General features: G+C 50.8%; 18 protein-coding genes and 1 pseudogene. 5 read left to right on the top strand and 14 right to left on the bottom strand.

The genetic code is table 11. The annotated features are described in order from the left end of the window. Positions 1 to 8 precede the first annotated feature (8 nt). Positions 9 to 773, bottom strand: coding sequence for an ArsR/SmtB family transcription factor (locus ACPV3A_RS32575; RefSeq protein WP_194542824.1), 765 nt, complete (start codon positions 771 to 773; stop codon positions 9 to 11). A gap of 193 nt (positions 774 to 966) precedes the next feature. Between ACPV3A_RS32575 and ACPV3A_RS32570 the strand changes: the two genes are divergently transcribed. The 4 genes from ACPV3A_RS32570 to ACPV3A_RS32555 all read left to right on the top strand — a co-directional run bounded on the left by ACPV3A_RS32570 (position 967) and on the right by ACPV3A_RS32555 (position 3,745). Beyond that, the gene (locus ACPV3A_RS32570) at positions 967 to 1,518 is read left to right on the top strand and encodes an NADPH-dependent FMN reductase (protein WP_220685177.1); all 552 of its coding nucleotides are present in this window, start codon (positions 967 to 969) and stop codon (positions 1,516 to 1,518) included. A 190-nt stretch (positions 1,519 to 1,708) separates the two neighbouring features. Then, positions 1,709 to 2,878 (top strand): SGNH/GDSL hydrolase family protein, encoded by a 1,170-nt coding sequence (locus tag ACPV3A_RS32565; RefSeq protein WP_426203869.1) that lies wholly within the window; start codon positions 1,709 to 1,711, stop codon positions 2,876 to 2,878. 47 nt (positions 2,879 to 2,925) lie between these two features. Then, on the top strand, positions 2,926 to 3,273 hold the full coding sequence (locus ACPV3A_RS32560; protein WP_426203850.1) for an ester cyclase: 348 nt from the start codon (positions 2,926 to 2,928) through the stop codon (positions 3,271 to 3,273). Positions 3,274 to 3,343: 70 nt separating this feature from the next. After that, positions 3,344 to 3,745 (top strand): ester cyclase, encoded by a 402-nt coding sequence (locus ACPV3A_RS32555; RefSeq protein WP_194542827.1) that lies wholly within the window; start codon positions 3,344 to 3,346, stop codon positions 3,743 to 3,745. 385 nt (positions 3,746 to 4,130) lie between these two features. Here ACPV3A_RS32555 and ACPV3A_RS32550 read toward each other — a convergent pair whose 3' ends face one another. The 7 genes from ACPV3A_RS32550 to ACPV3A_RS32520 form a co-directional block, all read right to left on the bottom strand. Then, positions 4,131 to 5,018: a sugar phosphate isomerase/epimerase family protein gene (locus ACPV3A_RS32550; protein ID WP_426203847.1), complete on the bottom strand. Its 888-nt coding sequence runs from the start codon at positions 5,016 to 5,018 to the stop codon at positions 4,131 to 4,133. 246 nt (positions 5,019 to 5,264) lie between these two features. Next, complete coding sequence (locus ACPV3A_RS32545) at positions 5,265 to 6,923, bottom strand: ABC transporter substrate-binding protein (RefSeq protein ID WP_426203846.1); 1,659 nt, start codon at positions 6,921 to 6,923, stop codon at positions 5,265 to 5,267. A 52-nt stretch (positions 6,924 to 6,975) separates the two neighbouring features. Continuing rightward, a complete protein-coding gene (locus ACPV3A_RS32540; RefSeq protein WP_426203844.1) occupies positions 6,976 to 7,896 on the bottom strand; it encodes a carbohydrate ABC transporter permease in 921 nt (306 codons plus the stop codon). Positions 7,897 to 7,920: 24 nt separating this feature from the next. Continuing rightward, a complete protein-coding gene (locus ACPV3A_RS32535) occupies positions 7,921 to 8,895 on the bottom strand; it encodes an ABC transporter permease (protein ID WP_339224478.1) in 975 nt (324 codons plus the stop codon). Positions 8,896 to 9,171: 276 nt separating this feature from the next. Further along, complete coding sequence (locus ACPV3A_RS32530; RefSeq protein ID WP_426203842.1) at positions 9,172 to 11,487, bottom strand: helix-turn-helix domain-containing protein; 2,316 nt, start codon at positions 11,485 to 11,487, stop codon at positions 9,172 to 9,174. A gap of 378 nt (positions 11,488 to 11,865) precedes the next feature. Then, complete coding sequence (locus tag ACPV3A_RS32525) at positions 11,866 to 13,134, bottom strand: glucuronoxylanase (RefSeq protein ID WP_426203840.1); 1,269 nt, start codon at positions 13,132 to 13,134, stop codon at positions 11,866 to 11,868. 68 nt (positions 13,135 to 13,202) lie between these two features. After that, the gene (locus tag ACPV3A_RS32520; protein ID WP_194542833.1) at positions 13,203 to 14,027 is read right to left on the bottom strand and encodes a sugar phosphate isomerase/epimerase family protein; all 825 of its coding nucleotides are present in this window, start codon (positions 14,025 to 14,027) and stop codon (positions 13,203 to 13,205) included. 134 nt (positions 14,028 to 14,161) lie between these two features. Between ACPV3A_RS32520 and ACPV3A_RS32515 the strand changes: the two genes are divergently transcribed. Further along, positions 14,162 to 14,944, top strand: a complete 783-nt coding sequence (locus tag ACPV3A_RS32515; protein ID WP_194542834.1) for a helix-turn-helix transcriptional regulator — start codon at positions 14,162 to 14,164, stop codon at positions 14,942 to 14,944. Positions 14,945 to 15,033: 89 nt separating this feature from the next. On the opposite strand, the gene ACPV3A_RS32510 is transcribed toward ACPV3A_RS32515, so the two are convergent. The 6 genes and pseudogenes from ACPV3A_RS32510 to ACPV3A_RS32485 all read right to left on the bottom strand — a co-directional run. Then, complete coding sequence (locus ACPV3A_RS32510; protein ID WP_426203866.1) at positions 15,034 to 16,377, bottom strand: ABC transporter substrate-binding protein; 1,344 nt, start codon at positions 16,375 to 16,377, stop codon at positions 15,034 to 15,036. Between the two features lie 401 nt (positions 16,378 to 16,778). Continuing rightward, the gene (locus ACPV3A_RS32505) at positions 16,779 to 18,590 is read right to left on the bottom strand and encodes a family 43 glycosylhydrolase (RefSeq protein WP_426203837.1); all 1,812 of its coding nucleotides are present in this window, start codon (positions 18,588 to 18,590) and stop codon (positions 16,779 to 16,781) included. A gap of 284 nt (positions 18,591 to 18,874) precedes the next feature. Next, a complete protein-coding gene (locus ACPV3A_RS32500) occupies positions 18,875 to 20,743 on the bottom strand; it encodes a beta-L-arabinofuranosidase domain-containing protein (protein WP_426203835.1) in 1,869 nt (622 codons plus the stop codon). A 37-nt stretch (positions 20,744 to 20,780) separates the two neighbouring features. Then, the gene (locus ACPV3A_RS32495; RefSeq protein WP_339217298.1) at positions 20,781 to 21,140 is read right to left on the bottom strand and encodes an ABC transporter permease subunit; all 360 of its coding nucleotides are present in this window, start codon (positions 21,138 to 21,140) and stop codon (positions 20,781 to 20,783) included. Positions 21,141 to 21,265: 125 nt separating this feature from the next. Beyond that, a pseudogene (locus tag ACPV3A_RS32490) lies at positions 21,266 to 21,468 on the bottom strand (glycosyl hydrolase family 95 catalytic domain-containing protein). 378 nt (positions 21,469 to 21,846) lie between these two features. Then, positions 21,847 to 23,587 (bottom strand): ABC transporter ATP-binding protein (locus ACPV3A_RS32485; protein ID WP_426203833.1); only part of this gene is annotated, 1,741 nt, incomplete at its 5' end.

The raw sequence follows: 23,587 nt of genomic DNA, 5'->3' as shown, positions 1-23,587 counted from the left end.
ACCTTCTTTTATTCGCCAGCGAGCGCTTCCCCGGTTTCAAGCAACGTCTTCATACCTGAAAGAACAATCGGCAACCCATTTTCAAGAATCTTTGCAGTGCTCATTGCTTTTTCGAATTCATCATGTACCACCGTTACAAGAGTCACACCATGGAGCTCGGTATGCGAACCGATCTCCCACGTAATGCGCGACGGGGTGTCCATCTCCGTGCCAGGAAACGAAACAAACCGCCAGCTCATCATAAGTTTTTTTGGAGGATCCATCTCAAGAATGATCCCTTCTGCTTTCTTCTCTTCCCCGTTCCATAGTTCGAATGGAGATTCGATTTCCCAGGTGGTGCGGATGGCGCAGTTGAACCAAAACTTCGACGTTTTGGCCGGGTCCGTGAGAGCTTGCCACACTTGTTCTGGCTTTGCTTTAATCGCTATCTGGTTTATATTCCGGGGTTTCATATCCATATTTGTATCACGCTCCAATTCGTTTTGAAGAGATGTTAATCCGATCACCCATGGTTCGGCGTATTTACTCACCCATCGCTCATAAATATGACGAATGGGCACCGCATTCAAGTAATGAAGCTTTTCACGACCTACTTTTCTCGTTGTAATGAGTCCGGCTTCCTCCAATATATTCAGATGCTTCATGACGCCGAACCGGGACATGTCGAGGGGCTCGCAGAGATCACTCAGAGTCCGCCCGTTAGAAGCGTGAAGCAAATCTAAAAGCTTACGGCGGCTGGGATCCGCAAGCGCTTTGAATATGTCAATCTCCATCAAAACACCGCCTTCCTGTCGATTTGAAAAAAATTTCATTTGTACCGCTTGACACGTTACCTTATGGTAACGTATTATAAAAACATAACAGGTGACTTAATGGTCACATGATATCACAAACGGATCTGTTTGTCAGCCGGTGACTTGCATATCCATTCTGACAACCATTTGAAAATGAAAGGTGATGTTGAAGATGAAAGTAACCTTGATTGCAGGCAGTAACCGCACAAACGCAAGCAGTACGAACCTACTTCGGTATATTGACAGCCTTTTAGAAGCCCAGAACATATCAGTCCAATTCGTTGATTTATCGGAGCTGCAGCTGCCGCTTTTTTCACCCGACAACTGGGATTTCCATCCTAACGTTAAGCATGTATTGGAAGCAATCGCAGAGGCAGACGGTTTGATCCTTGCAACGCCGGAATACCATGGCTCCGTATCAGGAGCGCTTAAAAACGCCCTAGACTATATAACCGGAAACCAGGTTGCGGGCAAGGCAGTGCTTTCCGTAAGTTCCGCAGGCGGTCCGCTCGGAGTTAGCTCGCTGTCACATTTGCAGACTATTGTACGCAATTTGCACGGAATTAACTGTTCGCAGTGGATTTCGATCGGATATGGATCGAACACGTTTGGTCCCGACGGCGCTCCGATAGATGAGGGTATGAAAGACCGGGTACGAGATGCGGTGAGCAGTTTCGTGGATCTGACCCGTAAGCTAACACCGATAGCAGCGGCAGCAAACTAACAGCACAATCCCTTTTTTAAGAGATCAGAAAGTATAAACTTCCGTAGTTTAACACCCACCCTTATCTCGCAAGAAAAGCTACAGCTTAACGCGGTGTGTCTTCTTTGAAGTACGTCGATAGACGTTTTTCTTATCATCATTAGGTTACCAAATGGTAACATGATACCAAAGGAGATGTTTCTTCTTGATAATGAATGAACATAAGTATTCTGACGGCCATTGGATGGGATCTTGGTTTGCAAGTCAAACGTACTTTGATGGGAACTTTGCCGAAGAGCGATTCGAGGATCAGACCATCCGAATGATTATACATCCGCATGCCTTCGGTTCAAAGATCCGCCTGAAGTTTTCAAATCTTTACGGTTCCGAGCCTGCGGTCTTCGGCACAGTAACAGCAGCATTAGCCGCAAAAGATGGGGAAACCGTTCCCGGTACTAGTCGGCAAGTTGCCTTGAATGGTCAATTCTCCATCGTCATTCCTGCAGGGGAAGAAGTTTATTCGGACCCTGTCGATCTCCAAGTAAATGAACATGTTGACGTAGCTGTCAGCGTTTATGTTCCTGAGTCACGAACCTCGACATGGCATTTTTCGCCTCCTAGGTCGACTTATGTCGCCGAGGGGAATCATGCCGACGATAGTAGCGCGGATTTTTTTCGAAAGAAAATTCATTCTTATTACTGGTTATCCGGTATGGAGGTTTTAACACAAGGTGAGCCTTTACGTGTCATTGTCGCACTTGGTGATTCCATTACAGAGGGGAGTACATCTACTCCAGATGCTAACCATCGTTGGCCGGATATTTTCTTTGAACGACTCCGCCTGGAACATCCCTCCTATCCGATCTCCGTTCTCAATGCGGGAATCGTTGGCAATCAAATATTGAAAAAGGGGCCAGCGGTTGGTCTGCCAATAGGTGGAGAAAGCGTGCTTTCTCGCCTGGATCGTGACCTGTTTTCACATTCAGGAGTTACCGATGTGATCTTTCTCGAAGGAATCAATGATATTGGACTCGGAAATGCGACCGCAAATCAGATTATTGACGGAATGAGGGAATTGGCAGCCCAAGTACATGAGAACGGACTGCGCATTTTTGCTGCTACCCTCCCACCGTTTGGCGGCGCTCCGTACTACTCCAATGAGAAGGAGCTCATCCGGCAAGAAGTGAACCGCTGGATCCTGACCAACGAAGTATTTGACGGTATTATCGACTTTAACACTGCGCTGGCTGATCCGGAGCATCCCGAACAGCTGCTTCCCGTCTATGATTTCGGCGATCATCTTCATCCTAGCGATGCCGGATTCAAAGCATTAGCCGATTGTATTCCATTGTCCCTGTTTATAAAATCTGATTTGGTTTGACCCAGTACAACTGGTTTCAATAAACATTAAATAAGGAGATGTTTTATATGAAAACGATGGAACAAAAAAATGCAGAAGTGGTAACCGCGTTTATCGAGGACATTGCACATCAGGGCATGTTGGAAAAGACCGATCAATTCTTTGCCCCGCAAATCGTGGAGGCTTTTACGGATCGGCGGTTTACCGTGGAAGAAATCCTGGCCCAAGGCGAGAAGGTCATCGCTAGAATTTTCATGACGGCTGTGCATGCTGGCCATTTTGCCGGAAATGCACCTACGGGAAAAAACGTGAAGGTAACACAGTTCCGCGAATTCCGGGTCATCGACGGAGACATCGCAGATCACCGCGGCTGGTTCGATACGGCTACGCTTTTGCCTCAAATCCAGACTCAATAACCGCTGTTAAAGCACGACATTTCGCCGTTAACTAATTCCTAATAACCCATTCATAAGGAGATGTTTGAGAATGAAAACGATGGAACAAAAAAATGTGGAAACAGTAAACCAATTTATCGAGGCATTTTGGAATCAGAGTGAATTGGACTCCGTAGATCGATTTCTGTCCAACGATTATCAAGAGTTTTCTTACCAATCCAAGGAAGGTCTGAAAAAATTCGCTGCAACGATCTTGGAGGCATTTCCTGATAAACAATACACGGTGGAAGAGATCATCGGTCAAGGGGATAAGGTGCTCGTGAGAATGACTGTGAAAGGCACACATGAAGGCATGTTCTTTGGAACCGCGCCCACGGGCAATACGATTGATGTCACGCTGTACCGTCAATATCGTGTGGAGGACGGCAAGATCGCCGAGCATCGAGGCTGGATCGACATGGTGACCATGTGGAGCCAAATTCGAGGCAGTTAACTTCCCATAAATACACTTCACGTACTACCGATCCAACACTTGGGTCGGTAGTACGTTTGTAAGGAACTTATCGAATCGGCAATAGGTCCATGTTGCAAAAGCAGATTTCCGGCCGGTCGGTGTCTTTCATTACAGCCAGAAACCTTCTGACGGCGACATCATGTGGGTTAAATTTGTATACAGTGAAATTGTTGCGTCGGAGAAAATCGTTTACACCAGTTTCAATTGAATATAGCCGACACTAAAAAACACCAACCACAGGTGATTTTTTGTTTATAACTATCCTGCCCGTTAGTTTAATGATAGGACGTCTACCGCGGCGAAGAAATCATATCGAGAATGTTACAATGTTTTTGTCACCCGACAAAAATTAAAGTAGTAGAAATCATACCGGATTCGGTATGTAATCTCCACCTCGACATCGCTTCAAATAATAAAGCGCATGAACCTGTCCCGTCATCTCAAGCTCCCCGTTATATACGGGATCATGCCAGCCTTCAATATCGATCGTTCCCTCATAGTTGCCCTGCCGCAAAATCGTGATGATGTCGGTCCAGTCGATGTCGCCGAATCCGGGCGTACGGTGCCATACATAAGGCTTCGGCCCGTGAATGCCATATTCCCTCACGATGTCCCAAGCAATCGTCGCATCCTTGCCATGGACGTGGAATACTTTATCCACCCATTTTCGCAGCTGCGGAATCGGATCGATCAAAGAGACCATCTGGTGGCAAGGCTCCCACTGCAGACCGATATGGTCCGACGGGATGGCGTTGAACATCATCTCCCATGCCGTCGGATTATGGGCAATGTTCCAATCCCCCGTCTCCCATGTCCCGCCCATATCGCAGTTCTCGAACGCAATGCGGACGCCTTGATCTGCCGCTCTTTTGGACAGCTCGCCGAACACCTTCGCATATTGCGGAATCGAGGCGTCGATGGATTCGCCCGTCAATCGTCCGGTAAAACCGGAAATGATATCGGTGCCGAACAGATGGGCATGATCGATCAGACGCTCCCAGCTCGCCAAAGTATCAGCATTACCGCCTTCTCCGGTCAGCGGATTGCCGAAGATCCCAAGCGTTGACACGATAAAACCGTGTTCAGCTTGCAGCTCACGAACTCGCTTGGCCGTCTCCACAAGATCGGTAGCACCGGTCGTCTGCCAGAAGGTAAGGCTGAACGATTCAAAGCCGTGAGGCGCAATCTGAGGAATTACGCGTGCAGCATCCCCGCCGCCAACCAGCGTTCCGATGCGCAATAAATTCGCCATGTAATTTACCACTCCCAATTTAATGTTAGTATGCGTATGCAAGTTCAGTATAACTAGATTTCCCTCCTTTTTCTCGTCCTATCTTGTGCTTCACTAGTTCAATATTGCGGGAGTTTCTAGACTTGACTCCTCCAGCACCACCAAAGCCTTGATCTTCTTCGATTCCGGCAGGAGCCAGCTGTGTTCACTCCGCTTCCTGCGCGCTGGACCCCTGCCCCCAAGAATCCGAGCTTACCGCGCCGCAGCCTACTTCGATATCGTCGATGAATCGTAGGCAGCCTGCATGATTTCTAGATAACGCTGTATGTTCAAACCCTCCAGTCCTTTCACGTAATCCTCCCAATCTTTATCCAGACTCTTGGCGCCGGTAATGAACAGCAGAGCGTTCTGGTCGACATAGTCTTTGATGTTGGTCTGCATCATGCTGGCTTCATCGGCGACCAACGGGTCGACCCATAGCGCCCAGTGAGGGAATATTTCTTTCGGCTCATTGCCTTCCATCAGTAACGTTGCCTCGTACAGGCGGCGTTCGTAACCATCGTTCGCGTAAATATCCGTGCCCTGAACCTCGGCATCGCGGTATGCCCGGTGATGGTTATATTGGGTGAGTGCTCCCCAGCTGTCATTGCGGGGCTGCTCCCCGGATTCGAGCGGGATCGATTTATAGAGAGGCTCCACTTTATCGTTGAGTGCAATTTCCCCATCCTGCGGCTTGCGCCAGCTCTTGCCCTCTTCACCGAGATAAGAGAGCATTGCCCCTTCTTGCGTATAGAAATAATCCAGCATTTTAATGGCGGCGATCTGCGTCTCTTTGCTCGCTTTATTCGTCAGAACGAAGGATGCGCCCGGATCGATCGGATAGTTGAACGTTGCATAATTGGCGTGCGGTCCTTGCAGAGGCGCAAGCGGGTTGTAGTCCTTGCTGTAGGGTGCATCTTCTCCTGTGGTTAAGAATAGCGCGGGATGCATACCTGCTCCGGCACCCAAAAGCTGTGCGTCGGCGTTATCCCCGATTTTTTTGTACGCGCCCGCATTTTGCGTAAACGCCCCCGGGTCAATGAGTCCGCCGTCATACAGCGATTTGATGTAGGCCAGCGCTTCCCGCCATTCCGGTTTGTTCGCCGCGGTGTCGATCTTGCTCTCCTTCATGATGAGATACGTTCTGTCGTCGTTGTAAATAAAGCCGTTCATGAGATACGGAATCACGTGAACGCCGAAATTTTCGACGGATCCGCTGAGCGGCACTTCGTCCGCCTTGCCGTTTCCGTTCGGATCCTGCGTCTTGAAGGCTTCAAGGACCGCTTTGAATTCTTCCGGCGTCGTCGGTTTGGCAAGTCCGAGCTGATCAAGCCACTTTGTATTGATCCACATTTTATTCGGGTATGAGCAGTGGAAGCATTCGTTTAAGCCGGTCAATCCGTAAATCTTGCCGTCAGGAGCCGTGTTCATGGCTTTATAATATTCGTTGTTCTCCAGTACTTCCTTAATGTGGGGAGCATGCTCTTCGATCAGGTCGTTAAGCGGAACGATCACCCCCTGCTGCCCGAACTTCAGCAAGTCCGTCTGCGAGAAACGGTCCACCCAAGGAATAAGCATATACAAATCCGGATAGTCGCCTGACGCAAGCGAAATTTGACGTTTTTCAGCCGCACCATCGAACGGAACGGTTGTCCAGTTGAACTTGATGCCGAATTGCTCTTCCATTTTTTTCGTAAACTTATTGGTTTTCAAATCCACATCCGAGCTTTGATGGGCAAATACGTTGATCGTAACCTTCTCACCGGAATCCTGTAAGCCGCCTTCTGTCCCTTCGCTTCCTTCGTTGTCGTTTCCGCCGGAGCATCCGGCAAGCACCAAACCAAGCATCAGTATGAGTACAAGCAGACGGGTTCCTGTTTTTCTCAAATCAATCTCCTCCTCACGAATTGGTCAAGCAACACAATGAGAACAGCCCGGATCAGCCCTTCACGGAGCCAATCAGCATGCCCTGCACAAAATAACGCTGTACGAACGGATAGATCACCAGCACCGGGAGGCTTGCCACCACAATGAGCGAGTATTTCATCAGCTCGGCCATTTGCTGCTGCTTCACCATCTCCCCGGCGTCCATGTTGCCCGTTCCGCTGCCCAAGATGAGAATGCTGCGGAGAATGAGCTGAAGCGGATAGAGCGATTGCGATTTCAAGTAAATCAGGGCATCGAAATAAGCGTTCCACTGCCCCACCGCGTACATAAGCGAGAGCACGGCGATGATCGGTTTGGCAAGCGGAAGAACGACGCTGAAAATGTATCGGATGTCGCTGCACCCGTCGATATCCGCCGCTTCGGAGAGCTCATCCGGGATCGAGGTCTGAAAGAAGGTTCTGGCGATAATGACCTGCCACACCCACACGGCATTCGGAATGAGCAGCGCCCAGCGCGTATCGATCATGCCCATCGATTTGACGACCAGATAGGTCGGGATCAATCCGCCGGAGAACAGCATGGTGAAAGTAATGAATACCATAAGCGGCGTGCGGCCGAAAAACGACTTCTTCGACAGCGGGTATGCAACCATGATCGTCATGGATACGCTGATGAACGTGCCTGCAACGGTATAAAACAGCGAATTGGCATAACCCGTCAGCACCTGGCCGTTTCGGAACACCGCCTCGTACCCTGCAAAGGATACGTCGACCGGCCACAGCCATACCTTGCCTGCAGAGACGGCGCTCGGACTGCTCAGTGATGAGCTTACGATGTAAATAAGCGGATACAGGACGGCAATTAGAACCAAGGTCAGCAAGATATAGGTCACGGTCAGAAAGATGCGGTCTCCCAGCGACTCCTTGATCCTCACGCTCCGGCGGCTTCCGGAACTGGACCGCAATGCGTTCATGTCACTCACTCCCTTTTTTCATATCTACCAAAGGCTTGTATTGGAAGCCCGCTTGGCAATGGCGTTGACGACAAGGAGCAGCACCAGATTGATCAAAGAATTGAACAATCCGACCGCCGTGGCGAAGCTGTAGTTCGCGTTCAGCAATCCGATTTTGTACACATACGTGGAAATGATCTCGGACGTGGACAGGTTCAGCGGATTCTGCAGCAAGTACATTTTTTCGAAGCCGAGCGCCATGATGTTGCCTACGCTGAGAATCAGAATGATGACCGCTGCCGGCAAGATCCCAGGAAGATCGACATTCAGGATCTTCTGGAACCGATTGGCGCCGTCCACCTTGGCCGCTTCATATAAGGACGGGTCCACGCCCGCCAGGGCAGCAAGATAAATGACGGCGGAGTAGCCCATGGTTTGCCATACGTCGGACAGCACGTAGATCGTGCGGAACATGCCAGGCTCTCCAAGATAATTGACCGCTTCAAAACCAAGCGCGCCAGTAATCGTATTCACGATCCCAAGACGCGGGGACAAGAACAGCATGATGATGGACACCATGACCACCGTGGAGATGAAATATGGCGCATAGGTGACCATCTGCACGGTTTTTTTGAACCTTGCACTCTTCACCTCGTTCAAGGCCAGCGCTAGCAGAATCGGGATCGGAAACCCGACGATCAATTGATAGAACGAAATGTACAGCGTATTTTTGATCAGCGTCGCGAACGCCGGGTTGCGAAAAAACATCTCGAAGTACTGCGTGCCGACCCATGGGCTGCCCCATATCCCTTTCACCACGTTATAATTTTTGAAGGCAAGCACGGCGTTTGCCATAGGCAAGTACTTGAAGATGATGAAATATAAGACCGGCGGAATGACCAGCAGATACAGCTGCCAATGTCTTCTGAAGCTTCGGGAGGCAAATCTCCCGATTTCCGAGCGTGTATTGCTCGGGGCTCTGACCGTTTTGGACTTGGAAAATAGCGTACTCAGTTCCATCCCTCCTTCAATGGGCAGCTGCCAATGAAGCCAGAACTTATTTGGCAGCGCTTTCTTGTGCGTAATCATAAAATTGCAAGCTTGGCTTCGTAAAGGCACACTTTCTCCCTTACCGTACAATTTCGGAAACAGATGCTCTCCAGGCCTGGATTTCGCTCGGTTTTTCATTAGGCGGGTTCGATTAAAAAACATCCGCCAAGACGTTCGATCCATTCGTTTAAGCAGGCGGCTGACCATCCTCTTTTCCACAAAAAGATTGGCGAACCCGCTGTCTCCTTAATCGGCCATTTGCCGAAATGTGCTCGGCGACACGCCTCGAACCCGCTTGAAGGCCCTCCGGAACGAATGCGCGCTGTTATACTCCACCTGCGCGGCGATCTCGTCAATCGTCAATAGCTTCTCCTGCAGCAGCTCGGCCGCCTTGCCGATCCTCACCAGTTCAACGTAGTCCGAAGGATTCGTTCCCGTGTGCTCCTTGAACATTTGGGAGATATACTTCTCGGGCTTCCCGATATGCTCCGCGATTCGATAAAGCGTCAACTCTGCATCGGAGTAACGCTCGTGAATGTAACGGATGATCTCACCCACGGTCTCGGCATGCATGTCGCATTTTTTCTTCCGGACGTCCATGCAGATATCATGAATGAGCTTCCCGAATCTATCCCTGAGCTGATTGACCCCGTCCGTCGTCGGAACTGCAGCGACCTGCTCCTTGATATGGTCGGTCAGCGACTCGTCGCGGAATATTTTTTGTTCGGCAAGCTTCAGAAAGGTTCCCTTGAGCTCCATCACAAACTGCTGCGTCATATCATATGACAGCTCCCTCTCTTCAAAGTTCCGGCTGAACAGCTGGTCAAGAAGGCGGCTTGTTTCCTCAAGTTCACCCGCCTTAAGCGTATTGAGCAAGCGTTGTTCGGATTCAATCGGATAATAGTACAGTTCCGTAGCCTTCATCGCATCCTCAAACCGGGTGATGCCGACTGCCCCGGTGTGAACGGCATATTCCAGCGCTTGCTGCGCTTCGTTGAAAGAGTCGGCCACGCCGTTCCACGCTTCGAACGCCGAACCCAGCCCGATCGTGATCGACAATCGATGATGCCGATATACGGTATCGATCAGTTCAAGCAAACCGGCATCCAGGCGGCGAGTAAAGACGTCCAGCGCCTCTTCGGCAATCGGATGCACGAAAGTGATCTGGTCCGAACCCCAGTCCGTAACCAGCACATCGGGTTCCAGCCGGCTCAAAGCCTGCCGGACGATCAACCGGGCAACGCTGAGTTCCTGGATGATTTCTTCGCTGTCGGCACTGCCATATCCGGCGACTTTCAGAATGCCTGCGCGTCCTTGCTCGCCGCGGAGCGGGACTCCCGTCTGACTGGAGACCGCTTCGAGTTCGCGCAGCGTATAGAAGTCGCCAGTCAGCAGCCGTTTGATAAACGCATCCCTAAGCAGCGGGAGCTGATCGTTCAGTGAGGACTCCAGCAATTTGTTGTTAGCGATCAAAGCCGCGATATTGCCAGCCAGGAAATCGTACTCGTTGCCGATCTTCTCCCGGGAAATGTGGTTTTGTTCGCGAAACACGGACAGGAGCGACTGGACCTTTGCACTGTGCCGGTAAGCGAGGACAAGTCCAATCAACAAGCCAATGAACAGCGCAGTCAGCGTAAACGTCGTCGTGACCCGCTGAATTATATCGGCCTTCGTCATCAGCGCCTGCTCCGGTATTCCGGCCATATAGGTCCAGCCGTTCAGATCGGACCGGATGGAGATCAACAGCCGTCCGTCTCCCGTGGGGATGACCTCGCCGTTCTCATCGGAAGAAGCTTCGGTGAAGCGCTTGGCCTCCTCTTCTCCAATGCCCTTGGACAAGATCAAGCTGCCTTCCCGGTCAGCAACCAACGCCCAGCCCCCGTATTGGTCCACGATATTTTGCAGCAGGCTGCCCATATGATCTTCATCGATCAGCACGCCGATCATCGCCTGCGGGTTGTTAAAGCTGTTAAGCGGGATCGATTGCAGAAACGTGACGGCCGGCGTCTCAACAAACACCGTGTCGCGGATTTCCCGCCTATATTTCTTAAGCGGCATCATCTCGTTTAGATGCGGCTTCTTCAATACGGCCTCCTCCCACTCCTCGAACGTCAACCCTTCAAGCCGATTCGCCTCGTAATAATGCTCGGGCCGGTAATAGACGGTATTCGGCGTAATAATGGCGTTGTAATTACGTATGTAGATGAAGAAATCGGAGAGGTAATCATTCGTGCTGCTGTACATGGACAGGCTGCGCTGCATGCGTCCCAAGCCGTAAACGTTGTTGCTGTCGAGCGGCTTGGGATCAGCGATCAGACGATATAGATCCTGATTGATCGCAAGCTGCTTCGTGAAGGTTTCCACCTCCACTAGATGACGCTCGATGATCTCTTTTCCCAGATTCAAGGAACTCAGACTGTTTTCGATTGAGCTTGCTTTCGCCACTTCAATCGAAGTCCTGTACGATGCATAGCCCGCAATTTGGGGGATCAAGAGCACGATCAAGTAGGAAATCAGAAATCTGCGGAACACCGGGGAGAACTTGGACCATAAACGCTGCATACGTACCCTCCTCAATAGAAAGCGTTCTCAAAGTAAGGCAATACGATGATACACTTGACTGTTCGCAAGAAAAAGGTACAATTCCTTCCTCGGGGTACAATTTGCTTACGATATGGCTACCGGCTAGGAGAAGAATGGCCGCAAAACTCCTTTACAAGGCAATAATAGGATAAACCGGAGTAATCGCCTAGGGCATAGGGGGAACCCAGGACTGCGCTTTGCTCCCTTTCATCCATCCAACTATAATCAGCTGAAATTTCGGATCAATTCCAGCCCAAAACAAAGAGCTGCCCTTCCAAGTCGCCTGTATGACCTGGAGACAGCTCTTTGTTAAAATGATTTACCTTTGTGATAACTACCAGTACCGTTGACGGTGAGTTACCGCCCGAGTTCGCCTACAAAGGTCGTAACGCTCTGCGCGGGAAGATGGGCCCAGTAGTTGCTCCCCGTTACATTGAGTGTCGTTCCGGGTTGAAGATTGCTGCTGCTGCTCGTGATCCACCTTGATACCTGCGAAACCGATCCGTTTTGCAGCACAAAGTTCTGATTGACCCCGGCGCTGCTCCGGTTAATCGCAACGATAACGATTTTGTTGTCACCTTTATAGGCTGATACGTAAACGTTGGATTCAGGATTTTTCGTGGCATCCACCCTGACATAGCCGGGGCGGACAAATTTGGAGAAATGAGCCATATTGTAGCCGCGTTTGCTGATCGTGCCGTCCTCCTTCATCGGACCGTAAGATCTGCGGATATACCACCACACGTAGGCTTGAAAATCGCCCTCCACCATCGCGTTGTGGATATGGTAAGACACATCCAGGGCTTCGGGCCAGCGATCCGCCGAGTTGTTGTCGCTGTTCGGATAGTATACCTCCGTCATCCAGAGATCTTTTCCCGCTCCTTTTTGTTTGAATAGCGGATAAGCGAAATTGCTAATCGGGGTCCCGTACAGATGAGCCCCGAGAATATCCATATTGGCAAGCGCCTGGGGATCATTCAAAATCGGATCCGACATATTTTTAAGATACTGGAACGATTCCGGCGCGATGACTCTCGTGTTGATCGATCCGGCATTTTCTTTCATAAACCGAAGCATTTCCTGCGGTGTCCACCACGTCCAGTCATGTGCATAATCGGGCTCGTTTTGGACGGATATCGCATACAGATCGACGCCACTGTTTCTCATGTACGTCACGAAATCGTTAAGATGCTGGGCATACGCGGCATATTTGTCGTAACTAAGCCGCTTTGCCGTTGTATCGCCGTTATGGTTGAAGGTCTCGACCATATCGGCCGGCGGATTCCAAGGGGAAGCAAATACGATGGCTCCAAGGGCAATGGCCCGTTTGGCCGTCTCCAGCTCACGATGCCACTGATTTCGGTCTTCATGCACGTAGATTCTTAATATTGAGAAACCTAACTGATTCGCCCCGTTTCCGAATGCGATATCTCTCTGTGCTGCCGTCAAATCGCCGATCCATGCCGGGTGGTTGATGCCTCCGAAGCCGCGAATCACTTGCTTCTCCGAGGAAACATTGATGACGGCATCGCTCGCTGCGGCAATATTTCCAGGTGCAACCAGAATGGACAAAGCGATGGCAAGAGACAAACATACGCATAAGAATTTCTTAAATCGTAAATTCATGAGACTGCTCCTCTCGAATTTTTTGGCTCCTCAAACCAAGGTCACGCGTTGAATCAATATTCAGCCGGTCAATTCCATTCCATTGCTTGCTCCGCTAACAATCGCTTTATCGCTTTGGATGCCACAACGAAAAGCCCCGGATTCGTGAATCCCTCGAATATTCCGGCGGCGCGCAGATGCGGCTCCAACGACATAAACCCTGAAAATCGCCTGCGGCTGAGCTCATGAATGAGCTCGCGGAGCTCGCCGTCGCCATCCCCTGCAGGTACGACTGTCCCCTTCCCCATGATGGCGTCTTTCACATGAACATACGACGTATAGTCGCCTATCAGTGGATAGGCCTCATTGACGGGCTTCACGCCGCACTGCACGAAATTCGCCGGATCAAAGGCTGCCCGCAAATGGCAGGATGAAACCGTTTGAAGCAGATCCAAACATCGCTCGCCGGTGTCTCCATAAATATGGCTTTCATTCTCATGAAGCAGAACCACGCCTTCGCGTTCAGCCAATTGAGCGAGTCGTTGCATGCGCCGTAACACCTCAGGCCGATGCTTCTCGTAGTCCCCGTCCGGAATGTAAAAGGAGAACACGCGTACAAAAGGCGCATGGAAAAACTTAGCTAGACGAACGGCACGCCGAGCGTCTTCGAGATGGGTTTCAAAGTCGTCGGTGATTTGGATTTTCCCGATCGGCGATCCGATCGAGGAGACTCCGACCCTCCGCTCCGCTAATCGTTCTTTCACGGTCAACGCTTCCTTTTTCGTCAGCTGCAGCACATTTTTCCCCCAAACGCCTCGAAGCTCAAGATATCGGATGCTTTCGGATTCTAGGACATCCAGCTGTACATCCAAATCCGGGGATATCTCGTCTGCAAATCCGGTTAACGTAATCATTGGACCCTTCCTTTCTTAACGGCGGATGATTTCACATGATCAAGCGGCGATACATTGGGAAAAGACCATCCAACCACAGGTTGTAAATGTTCATGAGAACATTACAATTTGTTTAAAAAGGAGGCGATATCCGCATGGAGCTCGAGTATCACCCTCATCTTGTACCGAATATTTTTCTGTTCGTGGACCGCAGATGTTATCCGGATTGGAGAATTCAGAAGGCCCGCATCGGATTTCACGATTTGACGTTCGTCGTTGATGGCCGGGCAAACTACTACATTGACGGCAAAAAATTTGCAGTTGAGGCGGGCGACCTGGTCTACGTTCCGGGGGGAAGCGTACGGGAAGCCCATACGTGCAAGGAATCTCCCATGCATGCGTATCCGTTCAATTTTTTCTGGGCCGAGCCGCACAATCATATCCGGCTTCCGTTTGGCGTTGTAACGAAGAAATTGATCACCAAGGAGATACTTGCCTACATCCGGGAGTTCAACCACGTGTGGATGAATAAACAACCGTTTTATAGGATCCATGCCCGTGCATTGTTCGAACTCATTCTCCACCGGCTGCTTCACGGCATGCATCGCCAAACGATCATGCATATGGACCCGCGGATCAAGAAGCTGACCGCCATCATCGAAGAACACTATGCGGAAGACTTGTCGTTTAACGACTTCGCCGAGCAGTTCAACCTCCATCCCGTTTATTTAGGGAAACTATTCAAAAAGAATACCGGTTCGACCTACAAGGAATACCTGCAGCGGATACGCGTGAATAACGCTGAAATCATGTTGATGGCCGGCGGCGTTACCGTGACGGAAGCCGCCGAATCCAGCGGCTTTCAAGATCTTTCCTATTTCAGCAAAGTGTTCAAGGAAGCGAAAGGCTATCCACCGTCTGCCGTTAAGAAGCATTGACTTGAAATTGCTTCCATATGTAACGCCGTACCTGACTCATCCCTTCAAAATGACGGGAGGACTGGCTGAGATTCCTTTTGGAACCACGGTTACTTTTTCCAAACCGCATCAATCGCTGCCTGGAACGGCCCTTTGTATTTCTCGACGACCGTCGATACCGGGATGCCTTCCATGATTTCCCCTATAAATTCGTAATATGGCATCGATGGGTATCCGCTCTCGGTATCGATCACTTTAATGCTCTCACCGGCCATCTTGGCATTCTGAATATCGTCCTCGTTGCTGAATAAAGTCTCCAGCGTAGATTGTTTCGGATAGTCGTAGATCGAGTCGATATCGTTGATTTTCTCGTAAATATAAACCAGGCGTTCGGGATGCTCCACGGCGCTTGGAATCGTCAGGTAATTCGGGATCGTATTATGCGAATGATAACTTGATGCGCTTGGCCCTTTCGGAAATGGGAGAAATCCGATATCGTAATCCGGCATGTCCTGTTTGAAGTTTTCCATTTCATAATCGCTGCCTGCAACCATCAATGTGTTGCCTTGGCGGAAAAATTGGCCCGGCTCGGTCCAGTCTCCCCCTTCCGTTGGTCTCCCAACCGACTCGGTTACGAGGCGCGACAAGAAGTTCAGCACTTCCAAGGTTTTGGGATCCTCAAGACCTTGCTTATCGAGAATGACCAGATTCGCTTCGTTCGAGGCCATTGCGGGAACCAGCAAGGAAGCGGATGCAAGCCCCCAAATATCCAATTTGCCGTCGTTATTGGAATCTTTGTTCGCTTCTTTCGCGACCTGAATGAACGTATCCCAGTTCCAGTTGTCCTCGTTGACGTATTCCTGCAATGGCTTCATGCCAAATTGATTCATTAACGTGCGGTTATAGAAAATGCCGGATGACGCGCCGTTGATGCCCGTCCTGAACCCGTAGCCTCTTCCTTCGTATTGGGAGTACTCGTTCGTGTACTGCTGGATGAATACCTTCTCGTTCTTCGTGTATTCATCCACCGGCGCGAACAGACCTTGGTTGACCAGCGTCGGAATCATCCATGGCCTCGCTACCCGGATAATGTCGCCGATCGGTTCGCCCGCCACCAGCGAGGCTGTCACCTTATCCTGGTACTCGCCGAAATCCACGATCACGTATTCCATTTTAAAATTATGTTTTTTCATCAGCTCTTCCAAGTTACGTTTCCGTTTAATGTTGTCAGGATTGTCTCCCTGAATCGATTCATCATACCAGGACACCCATTTGATGGTTCGGCCGCCCATATCAAATTCCATTTCCGGCGTGCCGGTTAATTCTTCCTCGCTGCTTGATTCGTTTCTCGACTGCTCGTTTGTCGCTTCCACAGGCGCGTTGACGGCCTCTTCCGCTTTGCCGGGCTCGACTGTCTTCGCGTCGCCGCCCGAGCCGCTGCTGCATGCCGTCATGATCACCAGAATCAGGCTGCAGAACAGCAGACTGATCTTACGATCCACATGCGTTAATTCCCCCCTTAATTTTTGGCTGCATGAATATGCAGCGCTTTCATTTTGATGCTCACCAAGATCATATAACTGCTTGCGAAAACGAACCATAGAGAAACTAAACACGATTTGTAATTACTAAAAGTGTTGATGCTCTGGGCAACGCAAAGGGCCGGAAAGTGGAAAGCGCATGAGCGTCGGCTATACGGTGTGCCCAATCTGAATCCATCATTGGAAAGGATTAACCTCGGGTTCACGTCGTCAAAACGCAAAAGAAGCGCTGCGTACCCGCACACGGGAACACGGCGCTTCTTTTGTTCTTCATGTTCAACAATTCGCACAAACCCAGAAAAGTTGTTGTTCCGTCAGCCTTCCACCAATGCTTCCACCTGCACATCCAGGTGTACGGACGCAAGCGCTGGATTCAGGTCCTTCTCTTCCGTCAAGCCCAGCATCGGTTCACCGTCAACGTCGAAATGTACGCGACGGAGACCCGAGCAGCGGGGCTCTCCGATGCCTGGACGAGCGTGATATACGCTCCAGATCGTTCCTTCCTCGTCCTTCACATAAGAATTGTGTCCTGGCCCGTATTCGCCCGGCACGCTTCTGGAGGTTAGCAGCGGGTAATTTCGCTTCGTCCATTGGTTCGGGTCAAGCAAATCAGCGTCAGAATTGACGCTGAGCATGCCGACGCAATACGTGGCATCGACCAGAGCACCGGATATCGTCACGAAGATCTTCCGGTCTGTCATGAGTGCAAAGGACCCTTCCTCCACGAACGTTTGATTGTTCGCCCAGCCGTAATCGGGCTTGGACAGCAGGACAGGCTCCGATATCAGTCTCCACGGTTCCCTCGGATCCGCCTCGGCGATATAGATCCACGAGCCCAAGTCATGCGGTACCAATTCCCTTTGCGCCCAGAGCACATATAAACGGCCTTTCCGCTCTAATACGGTCATGTCCAGCGTTATGCCGGCTTGAAACAGCGGGCTTCCGTCATGCCTGGCGACCCGGATCGGGGTCCCCCAATCCGCAGCCATTCTCGGATTGCCGCCATTCTTTAACCGCATAACATGCGATTGAATGTCTTTGAATTCGCCGCTGCTGCCGGCAAGAAAAATATACAGATCGCCGCCGATGCCATGAAGTTCAGGCGCCCACAGAAATCGCTTCAGATGATCATGCATGCCTGTATCCAGGATTTTGGTTTCTTCTGCCGAGACCAGACCGAATATGGAATCCGCCTCCCGGATCGATATCGTATGGTTGCCGTCGGCATCATTGGTTGCGACAAAATAATACCTTCCGTTCCACTGCGCAATGCAAGGGTCGGCACGGTTCGTCGCCATCGGAAACGTATAGCGATCCTGCCGAATGCTTCCAGAAATGCGATAAGTTCCGGGACGGCTCCAATCGATCTCGGACGCATCCCACTCAATCGGCTTGATCGCGGTGGTGCCGTCACTGTATATCGCCGTCACTTTAACCGCTTGTAACTGTTCTTTGGACGAAACGGCAACGCGCTCCGGCAGTTCATTACGCACATGAACCGGTACCGTAAGCTTATGAATCAGCCTCTGAGCCACGCCTCGCGATACACGTATCGCATTGCGGGGCACTGCTCCTTCAATGTCGACGCGTCTCGGGCTTAGCGTGAAAGCTTCGCACGGATTCGGCTTGGCAGCGTCGTCCGGGCATGTCACGTCCGCCATTTCCCTTTGATAATACCTTCCGTCTTCTTCACGCCAACGAAGGATATACCTTCGGGAAGCATGTTCATATTCGCACATGATATCTTGTACACGAAGCCCTTTCGTTAGGTTCAACAGACCGAGCTCCCGATACTGCAGCAAGTCCGGGGAAGTGAACAAAAGCACCGAGCCCTTGCTCTGCTGATCGGGAGAACCGTCCGCTTCCGTCCGAATGGCCAGTACGCCAAAGTTTCCGTCAGCCATGTGGAACAGGTACGGATTCTTCAAACTCTTGGCGGACAGCGTGCCGTTTGAGAGCTCGGCGGCTTTAGCGAACAGCACCCCCGAGTTGTGATTAAGCTCCCGATAACTCATCCCGTCATCGGTGTAAGCGAGATGCATGCTATATGCAAGCTTCGGGGAATAGATTTCCGGTTCAAGCGGTTCTCTCGTATAGCAGAGAACGCTGTGAAATTCATTTTCCATACGCTGCTTCTTCCCTCCTTACGGATAAGGCTTTTCAAGAATAATCTCTTCCAGCTTTGCACTCGGCTTCGAGTAATGAATATTCACTCCGATCGTCCCGCCGAACAGGAACGTTATATGAGACCTCCGACAGCTTACATCTCTCAAATCTCCATTACGGAAATGGCAATTTTGCCGATCTCAGTATCCGCCTGTTTGATCGTACTAGTCCTCAGCCTAGATCTATCGCAGGAATGGATATGTTGATCGGCTGGACACACAGAATATTTATTTTTCTCTCTTCACTATAATTTTGTACGCGTTACTTTGAAGTAAATTTGATAAGGTTCGTACCCGATATCCCGAATTCGTTTGAACGTGATGGCAGGTTCCTGGTTGACTGTCTTGAAGAAATACCGCCAACTCCCCCATTCACGTTCATTTTCGTTCTCGATAGCGGACGCAATATCCTCATCCCTCATATAGAGCTGCTGTTCTGATTCGCACAAGCCTGCCAGCACTTCTGGCCCGTATCGGAAGGCACCTGTTCGTTCGTCGTCCGGTAGCGGAACAAACCGAATGCCGATTGGCAGCATAATCGAGACGGTATCGCCTTCCTTCCATGCTCTGTGAATGTCATAGAAGTTCTCGCTGTCCAGAGTCGTCCCCTGCAGAACGTCATTGACGTACACGGATGCTCCCGCCATGATCCACTCAGGTATGCGTAAGCGGAGCGTGAACGTTGTCGGTGCGGCAGCAGATACAATGAAATCGTATTTGCGAAAAGTAGGTATATTTTCATTTGTCGACGCTGTATCATTAATAGCTTGGTACCCGGCCGTGTTAGACGAGGATAGGAGGCTCCCGCTCATTTTGTCCTGCGTCTGTACGATCCGTATGAGGGTTCCAGCGATACTTGTGTGCAACTCGGAATCGAAATATTGACTGATATAGACGATATCCCCGTCCTGATAATAAATTCCCATGTTCCAGGCCGCATTCGCCTGAACCATCGTGCCGTGGCAGCAGAAGAAGCTGTCGGTTTCCGTGCTCCACTCCTTGCGCAGACCGGCCTTCATGGGGAGGAAATAGGTCAGCAGGCCGGTTCTGGGATAGTTATGCTGACTACCAGTCAAACCATATTCCTGATAATAGGCTTGCGCCATAATGCCATTGTATAGATTGTACTCGATATATTGCGCGTAGGTAGGGTCGCCAGATTGACGAAATAAGAAATCTGCTAGTCGGATCATGTTATAGACAGTACAATGCTCCTGATTTTTGTCACCTAGGCGGGCCTTCATCTTCATCTTCGGCATCCAGACCTCTCCAGCGGTTTGACCGCCTGTCGCAAGGCTTCCCCTTTCCGTTACAGCGCAATTCCAATACGCTTGGACGATGGACAGCCACCTGTCGTCTCCGGTAACCTCATAAGCTCTCGCACAGCCGAGCACTTCCGGTATCGTAGTGTTAGCATGCATATTCGTAAGCGGATCCTTGCCCTCCAGCAAGGGTTGAAACAGCCGACTGCGATAATACCGGTCTAACAGCACACGATATTTGTCCGCTCCGGTTATGTGCAACAGATCGGCCCAAACCTCAAGCATTCCGCCTGTCTCCACATCGAGAATATCGTCGAATTGCTCTCTTGTGAATGTGCCGCTCCATTCGACAAACCAGTCCGCGAACCGATCCACGATATCCAGGGCCTGCCGATTACCGGCATATTGCCAGGCATCGACCAACCCCATTAATATTTTGTGCAAATTGTATTGGGGCGCCCAGATGCTTTTTCCGCTTGCAATCCAGTGCAGATATTTTTCGGGAATCGGACCGACCCACTGACCGCCGTTATCGCGTTGGCATTCATGCAATTCATGGACAATAGCATCCAGTTTGGCCTTTAATTCGATGTCGCCGCTTTCTTCATAATGCAACGCCGCACCAGACAACCAATGACCAAGAAAATGGCCGCGCAATTGGCAGACCGGCGTTTCCCAACCGCCGTGCGCACCTTCGGGAATCGTTCTTCCATGAAATCTTCCGGCCTCCAAATGATAATTAAACAACAGATGACCGCTGTCCAGCTTCATCAGATAGCTTCTGTTCGCTCGTTCCCTGCGAATCAGTTCTTGCTCTTTCATAATGACCTGTTTGCCTCTCAATGCTTTCATTGAGTTCCTCCTTTCGATATGTTGGCAGAACGAGCTTCTAATCTTTCAGCCCGGATACCGCAATGCCTTTAATAAAGTATTTTGTCCTAATATAAACAGCATAATAGGCGGAAAGAGAACCATCGTGGCCGCCGCCATCAACAACTCCCATTGAGCTGTGTAATAGCCAATAAATTGCGCCAAGCGCCAGCGTGAACTTAGATTCCTTGTTGATGTAAACAAGCGGGCCCAAAAAATCGTTCCACACACCCAGAAACTGAAACAGCGCAACCACAATGACAGCCGATTTGGATAAAGGAAAAATAACATGCGTGACAATGTAAAAATAACCTTCTCCGTCAACAAGAGCTGCTTCGTCAAGTGATTTGGGGATCGTTCTATGAACTGCCCTATTCATAAAATGTTAAACGCTGCTAGCAAAATCAAGGGCAAATAACTGTTGGATTCGACCACCATTTGCCAACCGGGAAAAGTCGGGATAAGCGTGACAGCAGCCCTCTAACTTCCCCATCGCTCCAGCTGTTACGCAAAGCGGACAGCAGACGGATCAAACCAGCGTGGAGTGAGCATCGCTCTTACGTCTTCGTAAGCTTTGTCGGCATCCAACGGTTGTACCCAGAAGTTGATGAACCACGCTCGGCTCCAGCCGGTATGTCTGACGCCGTTAGCCAGCCTGCGATCCATGTCGTTCGAGCCGCTGCAATCAGCTCTGGCGTGGAATTCACGTTAATACCTTCGCCCGGATAAAACGCAAACAAATGGGAAATGTGCGATGACCCGGCACCACTTTCTCATAATCATCCAACCACTCCCGGCTGGCTGGAGGTAATAAGTAAATATCGGCCGAATTGAAAATAGGTTCAATCAGCCCGTTATCCTCTCAGCCCTCCCTTAAACCGTTTCAGCCTGTCTCCGGTCGACAGCGTGTTTTTTCCCAGGCTATCTTGCAGACTTAGGGGCACCCGGATGAACAGTTCAGTGTAATCCTTACAATGTCGGGCAGCAGCTCAGAATAGGAAACTTGGCTCAATTTCTCCAGCGTTCATAAAGATCCATCTTTGTGTTTTCCATATCGTCTATTTCACAGTAAGCATCTGGCGGCGTTATACCACCGCGGAAGGATCGCTCTTGCGGGACATGCCGCGCTGGGCGGAGATCAGATTGTAGTAAATTCCCTGCTTCTTCATCAATTCGCGATGCGTGCCGAGTTCGGCGATCCGCCCCTTGTCAAGGACGATAAGCCGGTCGGCATTTCGCAGCGTAGAGAGACGATGCGCGATAGCGATCGTCGTGCGATTCTTCGTCACCCGTCTCAGTGCCTCCTGGATGGCCGCTTCCGTCTCGATATCAAGCGAAGCCGTCGCCTCGTCCAGAATAAGGATTCGCGGATCGTTCAGCACGGCCCTCGCGATGGCGATCCGTTGACGCTCGCCTCCCGACAGATTGTTCCCGTTCTCTTCCAGCCTCGTGTCGTAACCGTCAGGCAAGCTGATGATAAAATCGTGCGCGTTGGCGATTTTGGCCGCCTCAATAACCTCTTCCGGCTTCGCGCCCGGCTTCGAGTACTGAATATTCTCCGCGATCGTCCCGCTGAACAGGAACGTCTCCTGAAGCACGACCCCGATTTGCGAGCGCAAATCCTCCTGCCGGATCTTCCGGATATCGGTGCCGTCAATCCGAATCTCCCCTTCGTTTACATCATAGAAACGGGAAATCAGATTGATCGTCGTCGATTTGCCCGATCCGGAATGGCCGACGAGTCCGATCATCTCCCCCGGCTTCACGGTGAGGTTGATCTCCTTCAGAACAGGCTCATACGATCGATATCCAAAAAAAACGTCGCGGAACTCGATCGAGCCCCGAATCCGGTGGCCCACCGCGTTGTTTGCATCCATGACTTCCGGCTGCTCGTCGATTACCGAGAATACGCGATGCATCGAAATGACCGCATTCGCGATCCAGCGCGGCATGAACATCAGCCAGGAAATCGGCCCGAAAATCATGGCGGCATAAGCGCTGAACTGGATCAGCTCGCCTACGTTCATCTCCCGGCCGATAATCATGTAGCAGCCGATCAGAAGTACGAGATATTGGCCGATCTGAATCAAATAATTCGAGATCGGCGATAAAATGCTGTACAACTTCTCGCTTTTCAACGCAGCAGCAGCGAATTCGCCGTTATATGTCCGGAATCTGCGAATCTCCCGCTCTTCCTGGCCGAAAGCCTTCACGACCCGAATGCCGCTGAGGACATCGTGAAGAAACGAGTTTGCCTTGTCGGAGATGCGCCACTGCTTGTGAAACAGCCTGTTTAGGACATGCCTCCAAATATAGTAGTGCAAATAACCAACGAATGGAGCCGGAAGCAGCACGATCAGCGCCAGCCGCCAATCGGCCGAAAAAAGCAGCGTCGCTGAAGCGATCAGGATGAGCAGTTGGTGGATGGCCGTCGTGCACATTTCCTGAATCAAGTGGCGGATGCGGTCCGTATCGGCCGTCACTCTGTTCATCAGGTCTCCCGCTCGCTGGGACGTCAAAAATCCGAGCGACATGCTCTGAATCCGATCGAACACCGTTTTGCGCAAGTCGGCCGCAATGCCCGTACTGACGCTGGCCATGATCCGGTTTCTGGCAATGCCGAGCAGCTCCCCGAAAGCCAGGGTGAACAGCATCCCAAGGAGTGCAAGCCAAAATACCCTTACGCTGGCCTCTTGTCCGGAAGGGGGGAGCAGCGCCGCGTTGACCAGCAGCTTCTGGAAGTAAGGCCCGGCCATCGCCAACGCCGAGGCAGCGATAAGGACACCTAGTCCAAGCATCAAGCTTCGCCAGTGTCTTTTGGATGTG

This window comes from Paenibacillus sp. Dod16, assembly GCF_049893405.1.
Lineage (GTDB): Bacteria > Bacillota > Bacilli > Paenibacillales > Paenibacillaceae > Paenibacillus_AQ.
The sequence above is the reverse complement of the archived record's forward strand: the minus strand, read 5'-3'. Positions and strand labels throughout refer to the sequence as shown.